General features: G+C 68.9%; 15 protein-coding genes. 7 read left to right on the forward strand and 8 right to left on the reverse strand.

Annotated elements, in window-relative coordinates; translation table 11 throughout:
• The first annotated feature begins 88 nt into the window (after positions 1–88).
• The 3 genes from DK254_RS27615 to DK254_RS27625 all read left to right on the forward strand — a co-directional run bounded on the left by DK254_RS27615 (position 89) and on the right by DK254_RS27625 (position 2,536).
• Positions 89–526: an Lrp/AsnC family transcriptional regulator gene (locus tag DK254_RS27615; protein ID WP_089394204.1), complete on the forward strand. Its 438-nt coding sequence runs from the start codon at positions 89–91 to the stop codon at positions 524–526.
• Between the two features lie 136 nt (positions 527–662).
• Positions 663–1,703, forward strand: a complete 1,041-nt coding sequence (locus DK254_RS27620; RefSeq protein WP_109936381.1) for an aldo/keto reductase — start codon at positions 663–665, stop codon at positions 1,701–1,703.
• 158 nt (positions 1,704–1,861) lie between these two features.
• Positions 1,862–2,536, forward strand: a complete 675-nt coding sequence (locus DK254_RS27625; RefSeq protein ID WP_109936382.1) for a polysaccharide lyase family 7 protein — start codon at positions 1,862–1,864, stop codon at positions 2,534–2,536.
• Positions 2,537–2,659: 123 nt separating this feature from the next.
• On the opposite strand, the gene DK254_RS27630 is transcribed toward DK254_RS27625, so the two are convergent.
• Together DK254_RS27630 and DK254_RS27635 are read right to left on the reverse strand one after the other, a co-directional pair.
• Positions 2,660–3,076: an MAPEG family protein gene (locus DK254_RS27630; RefSeq protein WP_109936383.1), complete on the reverse strand. Its 417-nt coding sequence runs from the start codon at positions 3,074–3,076 to the stop codon at positions 2,660–2,662.
• 64 nt (positions 3,077–3,140) lie between these two features.
• On the reverse strand, positions 3,141–4,235 hold the full coding sequence (locus tag DK254_RS27635) for a DUF1615 domain-containing protein (protein ID WP_109937322.1): 1,095 nt from the start codon (positions 4,233–4,235) through the stop codon (positions 3,141–3,143).
• Between the two features lie 171 nt (positions 4,236–4,406).
• Between DK254_RS27635 and DK254_RS27640 the strand changes: the two genes are divergently transcribed.
• Positions 4,407–5,813, forward strand: coding sequence for a DUF2252 domain-containing protein (locus DK254_RS27640; protein WP_109936384.1), 1,407 nt, complete (start codon positions 4,407–4,409; stop codon positions 5,811–5,813).
• A 393-nt stretch (positions 5,814–6,206) separates the two neighbouring features.
• Here DK254_RS27640 and pcaC read toward each other — a convergent pair whose 3' ends face one another.
• The 6 genes from pcaC to DK254_RS27670 all read right to left on the reverse strand — a co-directional run bounded on the left by pcaC (position 6,207) and on the right by DK254_RS27670 (position 11,346).
• Positions 6,207–6,602, reverse strand: coding sequence for a 4-carboxymuconolactone decarboxylase (gene pcaC / locus DK254_RS27645; protein ID WP_089394208.1), 396 nt, complete (start codon positions 6,600–6,602; stop codon positions 6,207–6,209).
• 29 nt (positions 6,603–6,631) lie between these two features.
• The gene (locus DK254_RS27650) at positions 6,632–7,981 is read right to left on the reverse strand and encodes a 3-carboxy-cis,cis-muconate cycloisomerase (RefSeq protein WP_109936385.1); all 1,350 of its coding nucleotides are present in this window, start codon (positions 7,979–7,981) and stop codon (positions 6,632–6,634) included.
• A 109-nt stretch (positions 7,982–8,090) separates the two neighbouring features.
• Positions 8,091–8,696 (reverse strand): protocatechuate 3,4-dioxygenase subunit alpha, encoded by a 606-nt coding sequence (gene pcaG, locus DK254_RS27655; protein WP_009618058.1) that lies wholly within the window; start codon positions 8,694–8,696, stop codon positions 8,091–8,093.
• An 11-nt stretch (positions 8,697–8,707) separates the two neighbouring features.
• Entirely contained in the window at positions 8,708–9,427 is a 720-nt protein-coding gene (gene pcaH / locus DK254_RS27660) for a protocatechuate 3,4-dioxygenase subunit beta (protein ID WP_058072712.1), read from the reverse strand.
• Between the two features lie 120 nt (positions 9,428–9,547).
• Positions 9,548–10,477: a pca operon transcription factor PcaQ gene (pcaQ, locus tag DK254_RS27665; protein ID WP_089394210.1), complete on the reverse strand. Its 930-nt coding sequence runs from the start codon at positions 10,475–10,477 to the stop codon at positions 9,548–9,550.
• Positions 10,474–11,346 carry a helix-turn-helix domain-containing protein gene (locus tag DK254_RS27670; RefSeq protein WP_089394211.1) on the reverse strand — a complete coding sequence of 291 codons (873 nt, stop codon included), beginning with the start codon at positions 11,344–11,346 and terminating at the stop codon, positions 10,474–10,476. The genes pcaQ and DK254_RS27670 overlap by 4 nt, the downstream gene beginning before the upstream one ends.
• A gap of 163 nt (positions 11,347–11,509) precedes the next feature.
• Between DK254_RS27670 and pobA the strand changes: the two genes are divergently transcribed.
• The 3 genes from pobA to hppD all read left to right on the forward strand — a co-directional run bounded on the left by pobA (position 11,510) and on the right by hppD (position 14,696).
• Positions 11,510–12,694: a 4-hydroxybenzoate 3-monooxygenase gene (gene pobA, locus DK254_RS27675; RefSeq protein ID WP_109936386.1), complete on the forward strand. Its 1,185-nt coding sequence runs from the start codon at positions 11,510–11,512 to the stop codon at positions 12,692–12,694.
• A 128-nt stretch (positions 12,695–12,822) separates the two neighbouring features.
• Positions 12,823–13,452: a maleylacetoacetate isomerase gene (gene maiA, locus DK254_RS27680; RefSeq protein WP_109936387.1), complete on the forward strand. Its 630-nt coding sequence runs from the start codon at positions 12,823–12,825 to the stop codon at positions 13,450–13,452.
• 167 nt (positions 13,453–13,619) lie between these two features.
• The gene (gene hppD / locus DK254_RS27685; RefSeq protein ID WP_109936388.1) at positions 13,620–14,696 is read left to right on the forward strand and encodes a 4-hydroxyphenylpyruvate dioxygenase; all 1,077 of its coding nucleotides are present in this window, start codon (positions 13,620–13,622) and stop codon (positions 14,694–14,696) included.
• The last annotated feature ends 371 nt before the right edge of the window (positions 14,697–15,067 follow it).

Below are 15,067 nucleotides of genomic sequence, written 5' to 3' on the forward strand. Positions count from 1 at the left end.
CCCGCCCTTCCATCGCAAACGGAAGGCACAATCGGAATACCGCCTTTACTATCAAGGCATCCACCCGCAATCACCTAACGAGCCGACCATGACCGACGAAATCGACCAACTGCTGATCGCCGCCCTGATGGAAGACTCGCGCCTGTCGCTCAAGGCCCTGGCCCAGGTCAGCGGCCTGTCCGCCCCCAGCGTCGGCGAACGCCTGCGCAAGCTGGAGGAACGCGGGGTGATCCGCGGCTACACCCTGGAGGTGGAGCCGAAGGCCTTCGGCTACCTGCTGCAGGCCATCGTCCGCGTGCGCCCCCTGCCCGGCCGGCTGCACGAGGTGGAACGGCAGATCCAGGCCATCCCCGAGTTCACCGAGTGCGACAAGATCACCGGCGACGACTGCTTCGTCGCCCGCCTGTGCGTGCGCGACATGGAACAGCTGGACACCCTGCTCGACCGCCTCAACGCCTACGCAGAGACCAGCACCGCCATCGTCAAGAAGACCCCGGTCAAGCGCCGCCTGCCGCCCATGGCCTGACGCGACGGCGGCAGCAATAGGCAAGAATCCGGCAGCATCGAGCGCCGTCCTTCCGGGGCACGGCGCCCATACTGGTGGCGTCCGCCGCTGCGCAAGGCAGCGGCACCTTCCCCTGCCCTTCCGAGGATTGCTCGCCATGCGCTACAGAAAGTTCGGCAACACCGGTCTGTTCGTCTCGGAACTCTGCCTGGGCACCATGACCTTCGGCGGCGAAGGCCAGCTCTGGAGCCAGATCGGCAAGCTGCAGCAGGCCGAGGCCGAGCAGCTGGTCGGCGCGGCCCTGGCGGCCGGCATCAACTTCATCGACACCGCCGACGTGTATTCCGAAGGCCGCTCCGAGGTCATCACCGGCCAGGCCCTGAAGAACCTCGGCGTGCCCCGCGAGGACGTGGTGATCGCCACCAAGGTGTTCGGCGAGACCGGCACCCGTGGCGCCAACTCCCGCGGCCTGTCGCGCTACCACATCGCCGGCGGCGTGCAGGCCAGCCTGGAGCGCCTGCAGCTGGACCACATCGACCTCTACCAGGTGCACGGCTTCGACCCGGCCACCCCGGTGGAAGAGACCCTGCGCGCCCTCGACGACCTGGTGCGCCAGGGCCTGGTGCGCTACGTTGGCGTCTCCAACTGGGCGGCCTGGCAGATCATGAAGGCCCTGGGCACGTCCGAGCGCCTGGGCCTGGCCCGCTTCGACTCGCTGCAGGCCTACTACAGCATCGCCGGGCGCGACCTGGAGCGCGAACTGGTGCCGCTGCTGCGCAGCGAGAAGGTCGGCCTGATGGTCTGGAGCCCGCTGGCCGGCGGCCTGCTCAGCGGCAAGTACGGCCGCGACCAGCAAGCCGAGGCCGGCAGCCGGCGCACCCAGTTCGACTTCCCGCCGGTGAACCGCGAGCGCGCCTACGACTGCATCGACGCCATGCGCGGCATCGCCGAGGCCAAGGGCGTGTCGGTGGCGCAGGTGGCCCTGGCCTGGCTGCTGCACCAGGAAGTGGTGACCAGCGTGATCATCGGCGCCAAGCGCCTGGAGCAACTGGAGGACAACATCGCCGCAACCCGCGTCGAGCTGAGCGCCGAGGAACTGGCCACCCTCGACAAGGTCAGCGCCCTGCCGGCCGAGTACCCCGGCTGGATGCTCGAGCGCCAGGGCGAGTACCGCCGCGGCCAGTTGGCCGGACGCTGAGCCAACGCCCGGGCCGGGCTCCCGCATGCAGCGGAGCCCGGCCCCCTACCGCTCGTGCGGAAATCCTGAGCTTTCGCCACCGTCGTCAGTCGCATCCATCAGGCAGGCCCCGCGCCTGCCTTTTCGCTTGCGCCTTCCCACAGCAGAGGACCGACGACATGAGCGTGAACATCGACAACCTGACCATCGGCCTGCCCGTTCCCCGCTCGGCCACCAACCCGGTAGCCCTGGAGATTCCCAGCAGCCAGGCGCTGCAGCAGTACCCGGAGCTGGTCACGCGCCAGCCCGATGGCAGCGTGCAGTTCACCGCGCCGACCCTCGGCGCCTCCAGCAAAAGCACCAGGCGCACCCGCTGCGAATGGAAGGAAAGCCGCTACTGGACGCTGGAAAGCGCCCGCGAGCACCTCAACCGCCAGGAGATGACACTGACGCGGGTGAACTCGGCGCAGAAGGTGGTGATCTCGCAGATGCACGTGCAGAACGACGACAGCCCGGTGGTCAAGGTGTTCTGGAGCAAGGGCAAGCTCACCCTGGGCTTTCGCCAGCACTTCGACCAGCCGGACCCGGTGAACGGCACGCTGCTAGATCAGGTGCCGCTGGGTGCGCGCTTCACCCTCCTCATCCATGCCACCGCCGCGGCCGAAATCACCGTGCAGGCCAGCTGCAACGGGCGCACCTCCAGCCTGGCGCCCATGACCCTCGACCCGGACTGGACCGGGCACTTCTTCAATTTCCACGGCGGCGTGTACAACCAGGTCGACTTCAGCGACGCCACCCTCGCCACCGACGGCTCGGTGTGCATCCTCCATGACTTGCAGCTGAGCCATCGCTAGCGCGCGACTTTGCTTCCGCGCCCGGACGCGGCAAGCTCGGGGACCCAGCCAAGGAAACCGCCATGACCGCCCCCGAGCGGCCCCGACGCCTACCTGGACAAGGCCCTGGCCTGGCGCGCCGCCTCAGAGCCAGCCGGCCAGGCGCAGCAGCCACCAGGCGAGGATCACCAGTTGCACCAGGTAGCCGGCGAAGCGCAGCCAGACGAACAGCGGCGAGGTGCTGGCCAGGTGCATCAGGCTCTGGAAGATGCGCGCCGCCAGCAGCACCGGCGCCAGCGGGTCGGTGACCTGGGTCTGGCCGGTGAGCATGGCGTAGAGCAGCACGGCGAAGAACAGCGGCAGGTTCTCCACGCAGTTGGCGTGGGCCCGCGCCAGGCGCTGGCCGAAGCCCGGCGTGCTGCTGCCGTCGGCGGCGAAGGCGTTGACCGCGCGGCTGCCGGAAAGCACCAGCAGGCCACGGTGGTTGACCAGGACGAGGACCAGCAGCAGGGTCCAGGCGACCAGACCGAGCAAGGCGACAGCACTGGGGCTGAGGGACATGGCGGAGCTCCTTGTTGTTGTGGCGGAGACTCTAGCCAATCTAGAGCAATTACTCTAGTCGCCTTCAGCCTTTCCCCGCCCGCGCCAGGCAGCGCTGGTAGCGCTCGTCCACGCGCTGGGCGAACCAGGCGGTGGTGAGGTTGCGGGTGATCTTCGGGCTGTGCAGGGTGATGCCCGGCAGCACCGCCCGGGCCAGCGGCTTGCCTTCGTTCTTCTCGGCCAGGGCGAAGACCTTGGCGTACAGTTTCGTCTCGCCGAACTCCGCGCGCTCGCCCTGCTCCAGGTCGCGGCGGATCTGGCTGTCGCTCAGGCCCAGGCGCGGGCCCAGGGTGCGCACCGCGAGTTCGGTGGCGCCGGCGGCGCTGGAGTCGTAGCGGATCAGGTCGCCGTCCAGCGCCAGCGGGATGCCGGTGGCCAGGCTCACCGCGCGCTGGAAGGCGGCGTTGCGGCTGGCGTACCAGCCGGCGTTGAAGTCGGCGAAGCGGTACAGCGGCCGCTCGTAGTCCGCCGGGTAGCCCAGCAGGTGGGCAATGCCGAAGTACATGCCGCCGCGGCGGCTGAACACCTCCTGGCGCACGCTCCCCTTGAGCGGGTACGGGTAACCCTCGGCATGCTGCTCGGCGAAGGCCACGCTGACCTGCATGGGCCCGCCGGTACGCACCGGGTTGAAGCGGCCGAACAGCTGCTGGCCGAGCGGTACCATGCCGATGAAGTCATCGAAGATGGCGCTCAGCTCGCGTTCGCTGCGCACCGCGTCCAGGCGCTGGCTGTAGCTCTTGCCGCTGGGCGACTTCAGCGCCAGCGCGGCGTCGAGCACGAAGCCGGGGACGTGCAGGCGCGCGGCGCGCCTCTTCATCTCGTCGCGGGCGATGCGGCCCAGGCCCGGCACCTGCGGGTCGGCCTGGAAGTTCGACTCCTGTTCGGTCACCGCCAGCACCGAGCAGAGGTTCTCCTTGCTCGGGCGGATGCGCTGGGCGGCGAAGGCCACCTGGATGTCCGTGGCCCAGCCGCTGCGGTCGCTCACCCTGGCCGGCAGCAGCTGCGCCAGGGTGGCGCGCACCTGCGCCGGGGTCGGCTCCGGCGCCTGGCGGGCGGACTGCGAGCTGCAACCGGCCAGGGCCAGCAGGCCGAAGGCGATGCCCATGGCGCGCCAGGGCATTTTGGCGGGACGGGCGAACGGAATGGCGGTGGCGAACATGGGCGCTTCCTGACGACGAGACGCCGCGACCATCGCAGAAATGCCCTTTCCAGGCCAGCCCAACGCGCCGACTTGCAGGCCCCCGGCCAGCCTCTAAGCTCGAATCCATGGCCCCCGGATTCGAGGTGAACGATGGACATCAAGGACCTGCGCAAACAGGGCAAGGACGCCCGTGACAAGTGCCCACGCAGCAGCCACGCCGAACCCGGGAAGATCGACCGCGACCCGCTGCCGCTGATCGAGGCCTCCAGCGCCGGCCGCGTGCGGTCCCTGGTGGCGCTGCGCTACGGGCGCATGCTGGTGTCGCCCTTCACCTTCTTCCGCGGCAGCGCCCTGCTCCAGGCCCACGACCTCTCGGGCACCCCGGACATGGGCATGGAACTGCCGATCTGCGGCGACTGCCACCTGATGAACTTCGGTGGCTTCGCCTCCCCCGAGCGCAACCTGCTATTCAACGTCAATGACTTCGACGAGGTCCACCCCGGCCCCTGGGAATGGGACCTCAAGCGCCTGGTGGCGAGCTTCCTGATCGCCGCCCGCGACCTGCGCCACGGCGAGACGGTGGAAGAGGACGTCTGCCGCCAACTGGTGCTGTCCTACCAGCAGAACATCGCCGAATGTGCCGAGATGGGCGCCCTGGAGCTGTGGTACGGGCGCATCGACTACGAGGTGGCGCTGGAGCAGGAGCGCGAGAAGGACCTGCGCGAGCACGTGCAGCGCGCCATCGAGAAGGCCAACCGGCGCACCCATGCCGAGCTGCTGCCGAAGATCGCCGAACGCGACGCCCAGGGCCGCCTGGAGATCCGCGACGACCTGCCGGAGATCTTCCACCTGCACTCCGCGACCAGCCTGCTGGACGAGGACGACGACTGGATGAGCCTGGATCACTGGCAGGATCTGCACGACACCTTCATCCGCGACTACCGCACCACCCTGCAGGCCGACCGTCGCGAACTGCTCGACCGCTTCGAGGTGCAGGACCTGGTGTTCAAGGTGGTGGGCGTGGGCAGCGTCGGCACCCGCTGCCTGGTGGCGTTGCTCACCGATCCCCAGGAGCAGCCGCTGTTCCTGCAATTCAAGGAGGCCCGTCCCTCGGTGCTGGCCACCTATGTGCGCAGCAAGCTGCGCACCCGCCACCAGGGCCAGCGGGTGGTGGACGGCCAGCGCCTGATGCAGTCGGCCAGCGATCTCTTCCTCGGCTGGACCACCGGCCCCAATGGCCGCCACTTCTACGTGCGCCAGTTGCGCGACATGAAGGTCTCGGCGGAACTGGAGACCTTCGACGAGAAAGCCTTCGCCGCCTACGCACGGGTCTGCGGCCGCGCCCTGGCCTGCGCCCACGCCAAGTCCGGCGGCCAGGCGGCGCGGATCGCCGGCTACATCGGCAAGAGCGAGGCGCTGAGCGACGCCCTGCTGCACTATGCCAAGGCCTACGCGCTGCAGAACGAACGCGACTTCGAACGCTTCCAGCGCGCCTGCCGCAAGGGCCAGCTGGAGGCGCGCTCGGAGGCGGATTTCACGGCGGATCGGATGCCTTGAAGGGGGGAGGAGCGAGCTTGCTCGCGAACGGGGCTCCCCGGTGACGTTGGTGTTTCGGGTTGACGCCGCTCCCCCTCCCCAACCCTCCCCCGCAAGCGGGAGAGGGGGCTTGTCCGTGCCAGTGGAAATCGTGGCGTTCGCCGGCCCCTCCTGGAGTAGCCGGCTGACTGCGGGGTATCCGTTTCTGCCCAACGGTCCCCTCTCCCTTCAGGGAGAGGGTTAGGGAGAGGGAACGGCATCGAGCCCAGTACCGAAACACCCGGCTAGCCCCGTTCGCGAGCAAGAACCAGGCGTCCCCCTCGATCCTACGAAAAGCGCCGTTACGCCCAGGCCAAGACCAAGCGGCGGATAACGCGGAGCGTTATTCGCCCTACGCCCTGCCTCGAAGCCACCTCAGCCCTCCAGCGACTCCGTCCCCAGTTCGTTCCACACCTCCTCTGCCAGGTGGAAGGTCGCGTTGGCCGCCGGGATGCCGCAGTAGATCGCGCTCTGCAGCAGCACTTCCTTGATCTCCTCGCGGCTCACGCCGTTGTTGCGGGCGGCGCGCAGGTGCAGCTTCAGTTCGCCCTCGCGGTTCATGCCGATGAGCATGGCGATGGTCACCAGGCTGCGGGTGTGGCGCGGCAGGCCGGGGCGGGTCCAGATGTCGCCCCAGGCGTGGCGGGTGATCATTTCCTGGAATTCTTCGTTGAAGGCGGTGCGGTTGTTCAGGCTGCGGTCGACGTGGGCGTCGCCCAGCACCGCGCGGCGGACCTGCATGCCGGCTTCGTAGCGTTGTTTCTCGTCCATCGGGTTCTCTCTCGCTTGTCTATTGCGCCTCAACCGAGGCGTGCGTGTTCTTCCAGGGCGCGTTCCACCCAGCGGCGGCACTGGCCCAGGTAATTCGCCGGGTCGAGCAGGCGGTCCAGTTCGGCGTCGCTGAGTTGCGCGCGGACCTCGGCGTTGCCGCCCAGCACCTGGCGCAGGTGCGCGCCCTCGGCCACGGCCTGGCGGCAGCACTGCTCCACCAGGTGGTGCGCGGCGTCGCGGCCGATGCGCCGGGCCAGGGCGATGCTCACCGCCTCGGCCAGCACCAGGCCGCGGGTCAGTTCCAGGTTGCGGCGCATGCGCTGGGCGTCCACTTCCAGGCCCGGCACTACCAGCAGCGCCTGCTGCAGGGCGCCGGAAACCAGGCAGCAGAGTTCCGGCAGGCTTTCCCATTCGGCGTGCCACAGGCCGAGGCTGCGCTCGTGTTCCTGGGGCATGGCGCTCAGCATCGTCGCCACCAGGCCGGGCGCGCGGGTGGCGGCGCCGATCAGCACGGCGGCGCCCACCGGGTTGCGCTTGTGCGGCATGGTCGAGGAGCCGCCCTTGCCCGGCGCCGAGGGTTCGAAGACTTCGCCGGCCTCGGTCTGCATCAGCAGGCTGAGGTCGCGGCCGAGCTTGCCCAGGCTGCCGGCCACCAGGCCGAGCCAGGCGGCGAATTCGGCGAGGCGGTCGCGCTGGGTGTGCCAGGGCTGCTCGGGCAGTTGCAGGCGCAGTTCCTCGGCCAGTGCCTCGGCCACGGCGAAGCCGTCGTCGCCCAGCGCCGCCAGGCTGCCGGAGGCGCCGCCGAACTGCAGGCTGAGCAGGCGCGGCTTGAGCTCGGCCAGACGCTCGCGGTGGCGGGTGACGGCGCCGAGCCAGCCGGCGATCTTCATGCCCAGGGTCACCGGCGTTGCGTGTTGCAGCCAGGTGCGCCCGGCCATGGGAACGTCGGCATGCCGGCGCGCCTGTTCGGCCAGGGCCGCGCCCAGGCGCGCCAGGTCGTCCTCCAGCAGGCCGATGGCGGCGCGCAGCTGCAGCACCAGGCCGCTGTCCATGGCGTCCTGGCTGGTGGCGCCGAAGTGCACGTAGCGCTCGGCCTCGGCATCGCCGGCGGCGACCTGCCGGCCCAGCGCCTTGGCCATGGGGATGGCCGAGTTGCCGGCGCTGCAGATGGCCGTGGCCAGGGCGTCGAAGTCGTACAGCTCGGCGCGGCAGGCGGCCTCGATGGGCGCCACCGCGCTGGCCGGGATCACCCCGCAGCGCGCCTCGGCGCGGGCCAGGGCGGCCTCGAAGTCGAGCATGCCCTGCAGGCGCGCGCGGTCGCAGAACAGCTCGCGCATCGCTGGCTGGGTGAAGTAGGCGTCGAAAAGTCGGTTGCTCACGCAAGGGCTCCAGTTTTCTTCGTCATCAGGCACAGCCTACGCCATGCCGTGAACGCCGACGGGCGGACCGCTCGCGCGGCCCGCCCGTTGAGGCGCCAGACGATGCGCATCAGAAGTCGAAGAACACCGTCTCGCCTTCGCCCTGGATGCGGATGTCGAAACGATAGGCCAGTTGGCCGTTCACTTCGCAGCGGCGGGCCACCAGGGTCTCGCGGCGCGGCGCCTGCTCGATCAGGTTGAGCACCGGGTCCTTGGCGTTGGCCTCGGCCTCGTCCTCGAAGTACAGGCGCGTCTGCAGGTGGATGTTGATGCCGCGGGCGAACAGCGAAACGTTGATGTGCGGCGCCTGCGGGCGGCCGTCGGCGGCCTTGGTCACGCCCGGCTTGATGGTCTTGAGCGTCCACTCGCCGGCATCGAAGGTGGTGGCGGTGCGGCCGAAGCCGTTGAACGCCTTCTCCGCGTCGTAGCGGCTGTCGTAGTTGCCTTCGTGGTCGGCCTGCCAGAACTCCAGGAAGGAGTCGCGCACCAGGTGGCCGTTGCCGTCGTAGACGTGGCCCAGCAGCAGGATGTGCTCGCCGGCGGCGCCGGGCTTGGCCATCTGGTTCCAGATTTCCAGGTCGCGGGTCGGGTTGCCGGCGGCCTCCAGGGCCAGGCCGATGTGCACGTAGGGGCCGGCGGTCTGCGAGGGGGTTTCGGGGAGCAGTTGAACGGGCATGGCGAACCTCCTCAGCGATTCTCGAAGTGGGTCTGGCGCTGGCCGCGCAGCACGATGTCGAAGCGGTAGGCCAGGCAATCCATGGGGTTGGCCATGCCCATGTCCAGGCGCGCGATCAGGCTCTGCACCGCCTCGGGGTTGGCGATCGACTTGACGATGGGGCACATCGGGATCAGCGGGTCGCCCTCGAAGTACAGCTGGGTGATCAGCCGGGTGGCGATGGACGGGCCGCTGATGGAGAAGTGGATGTGCGCCGGGCGCCAGTCGTTGGGGCCGTTGCGCCACGGGTAGGGGCCGGGCTTGATGGTGCGGAAGATATAGCGGCCGTCGCTGTCGGTGATGGCGCGGCCGACGCCGCCGAAGTTCGGGTCCAGCGGCGCCAGGTAGCGGTCGTTCTTGTGCCGGTAGCGGCCGCCGGCGTTGGCCTGCCACATCTCCACCAGGGTGTTGGGCACGGGCTTGCCGTACTGGTCGACGACGCGGCCGTGGACGACGATGCGCTCGCCGATGGGTAGGGCGCCGGTGTTGAAGTTGAGCAGCAGGTCGTTGTCGTGCTCGCCGAACTTCAGGTGCGAGAAGTCCGGGCCGGTGGTCTCGGAGATCGACTGCGGGATGCTCACCAGCGCCTGGCGCGGGGAGCGGGCGACGGAGGTCTTGTAGTCGGGGGTGAGGGCTTTGGGGTGCCAGTTGCGGTCACGGATGACGAACCGGCTGCTGTCCACTTCGGACATGGCGGTCTCCTGTTGTTGGAGTTATAGGAGCCTGTAGAGCATCAGGCATGTGCTCCGCAGTTTCCGCCAGGTTGGTCCGCAGGAAAATTGAAAAGGCGCCCGCGATCATTAACCAAATGGTTATGGATAAACCCCGTCGCGGTATTCCTGCCCCACCTCGCGCAGCACTTCCTGGCACCAGTGCGCGCCGAGGGACAGCGGCAGCGAGGCATTGCTGCAGATGCCCACCGAACCACCGGCCTCCTGCAACTGCGGCGCCAGCTCGGCCAGCTCGCCCTTGCCCAGGGCCGCGCGCACTGCGTCCAGCGGCGCCATCCACACCGCGTCGCTGTCGTCGACGTAGCGCCGGCTCAGGCTCAGCGAGAGGGTCTCCAGCCGCCGCGACGACTGGCGCAGGCCGTGCTCGACGAACAGGCTGTCGATGCGCTTGCGGATGGTGGTGCCGAGGGTCGGCAGCACCAGCGGGTAGTGCTCCAGCTCGCCGGCGTCCAGCGGCCGGCCCAGCAGCGGGTGGCCGGCGCGCACCACCAGGGTCAGCGGTTCGTTGTACAGGTGTTCGAAGGTCAGGCCCTGGATCTGCGGGCTGTCGGTCATGCGCCCGACCACCAGGTCCAGCTCGCCGACGCGCAACTGCGAGAGCAGGTGCGCGCTGGGCCCGGTGACCACGCTGACCACCAGCGCCCCGTGGCGCTCGTGCAGGCGCCGCACCACCTCCGGGAGGAAGGCGCCCTCCACGGTGGAGAGCACGCCCAGGCGCGCGCTGCTGGCCGCATACTCGCCGCCGCGCAGGCTCTCCACGCCGTCGCGCAGGGCCTGCACGCAGGGCCCGGCGTAGCGCAGGAAGGCGATGCCCGCCTCGGTCAGCGTGGCGCCGCCCTTGCCGCGCTCGAACAGGCTGGCGTCGAGCACCTCCTCCAGCTCCTTGAGGGTCTTGGACACCGCCGGCTGGCTCACCGCCAGGCGGTCGGCGGCGCGCGCCAGGCTGCCCAGGCGGGCCACCTCGAGGAAGCACAGCAGGTGGCGGAACTTGATGCGTGAGTCGATGTTCATCGGTTACCCCGGAAGGCCCTGGGCGACTGCCCGGTGCCGCGCTTGAAGAATCGCGAGAAGTACGCCGGCTCCGAGAAGCCCAGCTGGTCGGAGACCTCCTGCACGGTCATGTCCGTGTACACCAGGTTGCGCTTGGCCTCCAGCAGCAGGCGCTGGTTGATCAGCTGCAGCGCCGAGGCGCCGGCCAGGCGCCGGCACAGGGCGTTGAGGTGCGCCGCGCTGATGCCCAGGCGCTCGGCGTAGCGCTCGATCGGCAGGTGCTCGCGGAAGCGTTGCTCCACCAGCCGGCGGAACGCCTGCAGGTGCTCGCGGCCGCGGTCCGGGGTGGCGCTGGCGGCATGGCTGGCCTGCAGGTGGCGGCGGCCGAGCCATACCAGCAGGGCGCTGACCAGCGAGCGCAGCATCAGCTCGCGGCCCGGCTCCTGGCGGGTGTATTCGCGCTCGATGGACTCGAACAGGGTGCTCAGGTAGCGCTCGTCCTCGCCCACCGCGTAGCACTGCGGCTGTTCCAGCACGGCGCGGTCGAACTGGCGCAGCAGTTCCTCGGCGAAGGGCTGGGCCAGGCTGATGACGTAGCCGTCGATCTGCGCGGTGAAGCGGAAGCCGTGCACGCACAGCGGCGGCGAGACCTGCAGGGTGGCCTCGCGCACGTGGGTGACGCTGCCCTCCACTTCCAGCTCGGCCTCGCCGGCGCGCACGTAGAGCAGCTGCACCAGGTCGGCGTGGCGGTGCGGGCGGATCTCCCAGTCGTACAGGCTGCTGCGCGAAGGGATGGTCTCGCAGTGCAGGGGGTCGGGTGTCGGCCAGGCGTGGGTCTCGCCGTACAGCTGGAACACCGGGACCGGGTTCGAAGCGGGCGTCTTGTGCATTTATAGGCCGCCGGGGCTATCCATGAAAAATCCAGGTTATCTGTTGGATATTGCCTTCTGCGCAGCGATTCATCCACCAAAAATGCAGGAGCCAATAACAACTACGCGGCCAGGGGGCGTGCCTACGACCAGGCCCCGGTCCGCGACGACGAGGAAAACAACAATGAAAACCCAGGTTGCCATCATCGGCGCCGGCCCTTCCGGGCTGCTCCTCGGCCAGCTGCTGCAGCGTGCCGGCATCGACAACGTCATCCTCGAACGCCAGAGCCCGGGCTACGTGCTCGGGCGCATCCGCGCCGGGGTGCTGGAACAGGGCACCGTGGACCTGCTGCGCGAAGCCGGCGCCCACGCCCGCATGGACGCCGAGGGCCTGCCCCACGACGGCTTCGAGCTGGTGCTGGACGGCCGCCGCGAGCGCATCGACCTCAAGGGCCTGACCGGCGGCAAGAACGTGATGGTCTACGGCCAGACCGAAGTCACCCGCGACCTCATGGAGGCGCGCCAGGCCAGCGGCGCCCTGAGCATCTACGAAGCCGGCGACGTGCAGCTGCACGAGGTGCAGGGCGAGAAGCCCTACGTCACCTTCACCAAGGACGGCGAGGCCGCCCGCCTGGACTGCGACTACATCGCCGGCTGCGACGGCTTCCACGGCGTATCGCGGCAGACCATCCCGGCCGACAGGCTCAAGACCTACGAGCGCGTCTACCCCTTCGGCTGGCTCGGCCTGCTCAGCGACACCCCGCCGGTCAACCACGAGCTCATCTACGCCAGCAGCGAACGCGGCTTCAGCCTCAGCAGCATGCGCTCGGCCACCCGCAGCCGCTACTACCTGCAGGTGGGCCTGGAGGAGAAGGTCGAGGACTGGTCCGACCAGCGCTTCTGGGACGAGCTCAAGCGCCGCCTGCCGGCCGACGCCGCGGCGCGCCTGGTCACCGGGCCGTCGCTGGAGAAGAGCATCGCCCCGCTGCGCAGCTTCGTGGTGGAGCCGCTGCAGTACGGCAAGCTGTTCCTGGTCGGCGACGCCGGGCACATAGTCCCGCCCACCGGGGCCAAGGGCCTGAACCTGGCGGCCAGCGACGTCGACGCCCTGTACCGCATCCTGGTCAAGGTCTACGGCGAGGGCCGCGTCGAGCTGCTGCAGCGCTACTCGGAAGTCGCCCTGCGGCGCATCTGGAAGGCCGAGCGCTTCAGCTGGTGGATGACCAGCATGCTGCACAAGTTCCCCGACAACGACGCCTTCACCCAGAAGATGCTCGACACCGAACTGGCCTACTTCCTCGATTCCCTGGCGGGGCGCACCTGCATCGCCGAGAATTACGTGGGCCTGCCCTTCGAGACGATCGAGTAACGCCGCCGCCGCGAGCCCCCGTGGAACGCGGGGGCTTGCCCTCGGCGGAAAAATTACGCAGAGTGTAAGTCCATTACGAAAACAACAGTGTCCGCCACGACGGGCACGCTGCCTGCGAGTGCCGGTTCATGGACCTCTACACCTACTACCGCTCCACCTCCTCCTACCGGGTGCGCATCGCCCTGGCCCTGAAGGGGCTGGAAGCCCGGCAGCTGCCGGTGAACCTGCTGCAGGGCGAGCACCGCCAGGGCGCCTACCTGGCCCTGAACCCGCAAGGCCGCGTGCCGGCCCTGCGCACCGACGAAGGCGAGCTGCTGGTCCAGTCGCCGGCGATCATCGAATACCTGGAAGAACGCTACCCCGAACCCGCCCTGCTGCCGGCCGACGCCCTGCAGCGCGCGCACCAGCGCGGCGTGGCGGCGCTCATCGGTTGCGACATCCACCCGCTGCACAACGTCGCCGTGCTCAACCGCCTGCGCGGGCTGGGCATCGACGAGAACGGCGTCGAGCAATGGATCGCCCACTGGGTCGGCGAAGGCCTCAAGGCCGTGGAAGCGCTGATCGGCGACGAGGGCTTCTGCTGCGGCCCGCAGCCGGGCCTGGCCGACGTCTACCTGCTGCCGCAGCTGTACGCCGCCCGCCGCTTCAAGGTGGACCTGGCAGGATTCCCGCGCATACTCAGGGTAGAGCGCCTGGCCTTGGAGCACCCGGCCTTCCGCCAGGCCCACCCGGACGTCCAGGCCGACAAGCCGGCCTGAGGAGCGCGCCATGCACAGCCTCGGATTCAAAGTCACCATCGGCGACTTCCTCGCCCGCAGCGTACGCGGCGTGCCCTGCTCGCCACCGAGCCAGCCGCGTAGCTGACCCCACGACTTTCCGAATCCCGGGCGCGCCGCCGCGCGCGTCCACCGCGAGGAACACAGACATGGCAGACCTCTTCGACAACCCCATGGGCCTCATGGGCTTCGAGTTCATCGAATTCGCCTCCCCCACCCCCGGCGTGATGGAACCCATCTTCGCCAGCCTCGGCTTCACCAAGGTGGCCAGCCACCGCTCCAAGGATGTGGACCTGTACCGCCAGGGCGACATCAACCTGATCCTCAACAACGAGCCCAAGAGCCTGGCGGCCTACTTCGCCGCCGAGCACGGCCCCTCGGTGTGCGGCATGGCCTTCCGCGTGAAGAACGCCCACCAGGCCTACGCCCGCGCCCTGGAGCTGGGCGCGCAGCCTGTGGAAATCCCCACCGGGCCGATGGAGCTGCGCCTGCCGGCGATCAAGGGCATCGGCGGCGCGCCGCTGTACCTGATCGACCGCTTCGGCGAGGGCTCGTCGATCTACGACATCGACTTCGAGTTCATCGAAGGCGTGGACCGCCACCCGAAAGGCGCCGGCCTGAAGATCATCGACCACCTCACCCACAACGTGTACCGCGGGCGCATGGCCTACTGGGCGGACTTCTACGAGAAGCTGTTCAACTTCCGCGAGATCCGCTACTTCGACATCAAGGGCGAGTACACCGGCCTGACCTCCAAGGCCATGACCGCGCCGGACGGCATGATCCGCATCCCGCTCAACGAGGAATCCTCCAAGGGCGCCGGGCAGATCGAGGAGTTCCTCATGCAGTTCAACGGCGAGGGCATCCAGCACGTGGCCTTCCTCACCGACGACCTGGTGAAGACCTGGGACGCCCTCAAGGGCCTGAACATGCGCTTCATGACCGCGCCGCCGGCGACCTACTACGAGATGCTCGAGGAACGCCTGCCCAACCATGGCGAGCCGGTGGAGGAACTGCGCAACCGCGGCATCCTCCTCGACGGCACCTCCGAAGGCGGCAAGCGCCGCCTGCTGCTGCAGATCTTCTCGGAAACCCTGATGGGCCCGGTGTTCTTCGAGTTCATCCAGCGCAAGGGCGACGACGGCTTCGGCGAGGGCAACTTCAAGGCGCTGTTCGAATCCATCGAGCGCGACCAGATCCGCCGCGGGGTGCTGGAGGCGAAATAAACCCATCGCGGACGGAGTCCGCTCCTACGGGGAACCCGTGCTTCACGGCAAATTGTAGGAGCGGGCCCTGCCCGCGATTCGCGCGCAGGGCGCGCTCCTGCAGGTTGAAGCTGAACTCCGCGTTCATGCCGGACAGCCCCCTCTCCCGCTTGTGGGAGAGGGGAAGGCGTCAATCCAAAGCACAGTGCCGCCGGCGAACGCCATTCGCGGACAAGGTCCGCTCCTACGGGGAGCCCGTGCTTCACGGCAAATTGTAGGAGCGGGCCCTGCCCACGATTCGCGCGCAGGGCGCGCTCCTACAGGTTGAAGCTGAACTCCGCGTTCATACCGGACAGCCCCCTCTCCCGCTTGTGGGAGAGGGGAAGGCGTCA

The sequence above is a fragment of the Pseudomonas sp. RW407 genome (genome assembly GCF_003176655.1).
Lineage (GTDB): Bacteria > Pseudomonadota > Gammaproteobacteria > Pseudomonadales > Pseudomonadaceae > Pseudomonas > Pseudomonas delhiensis.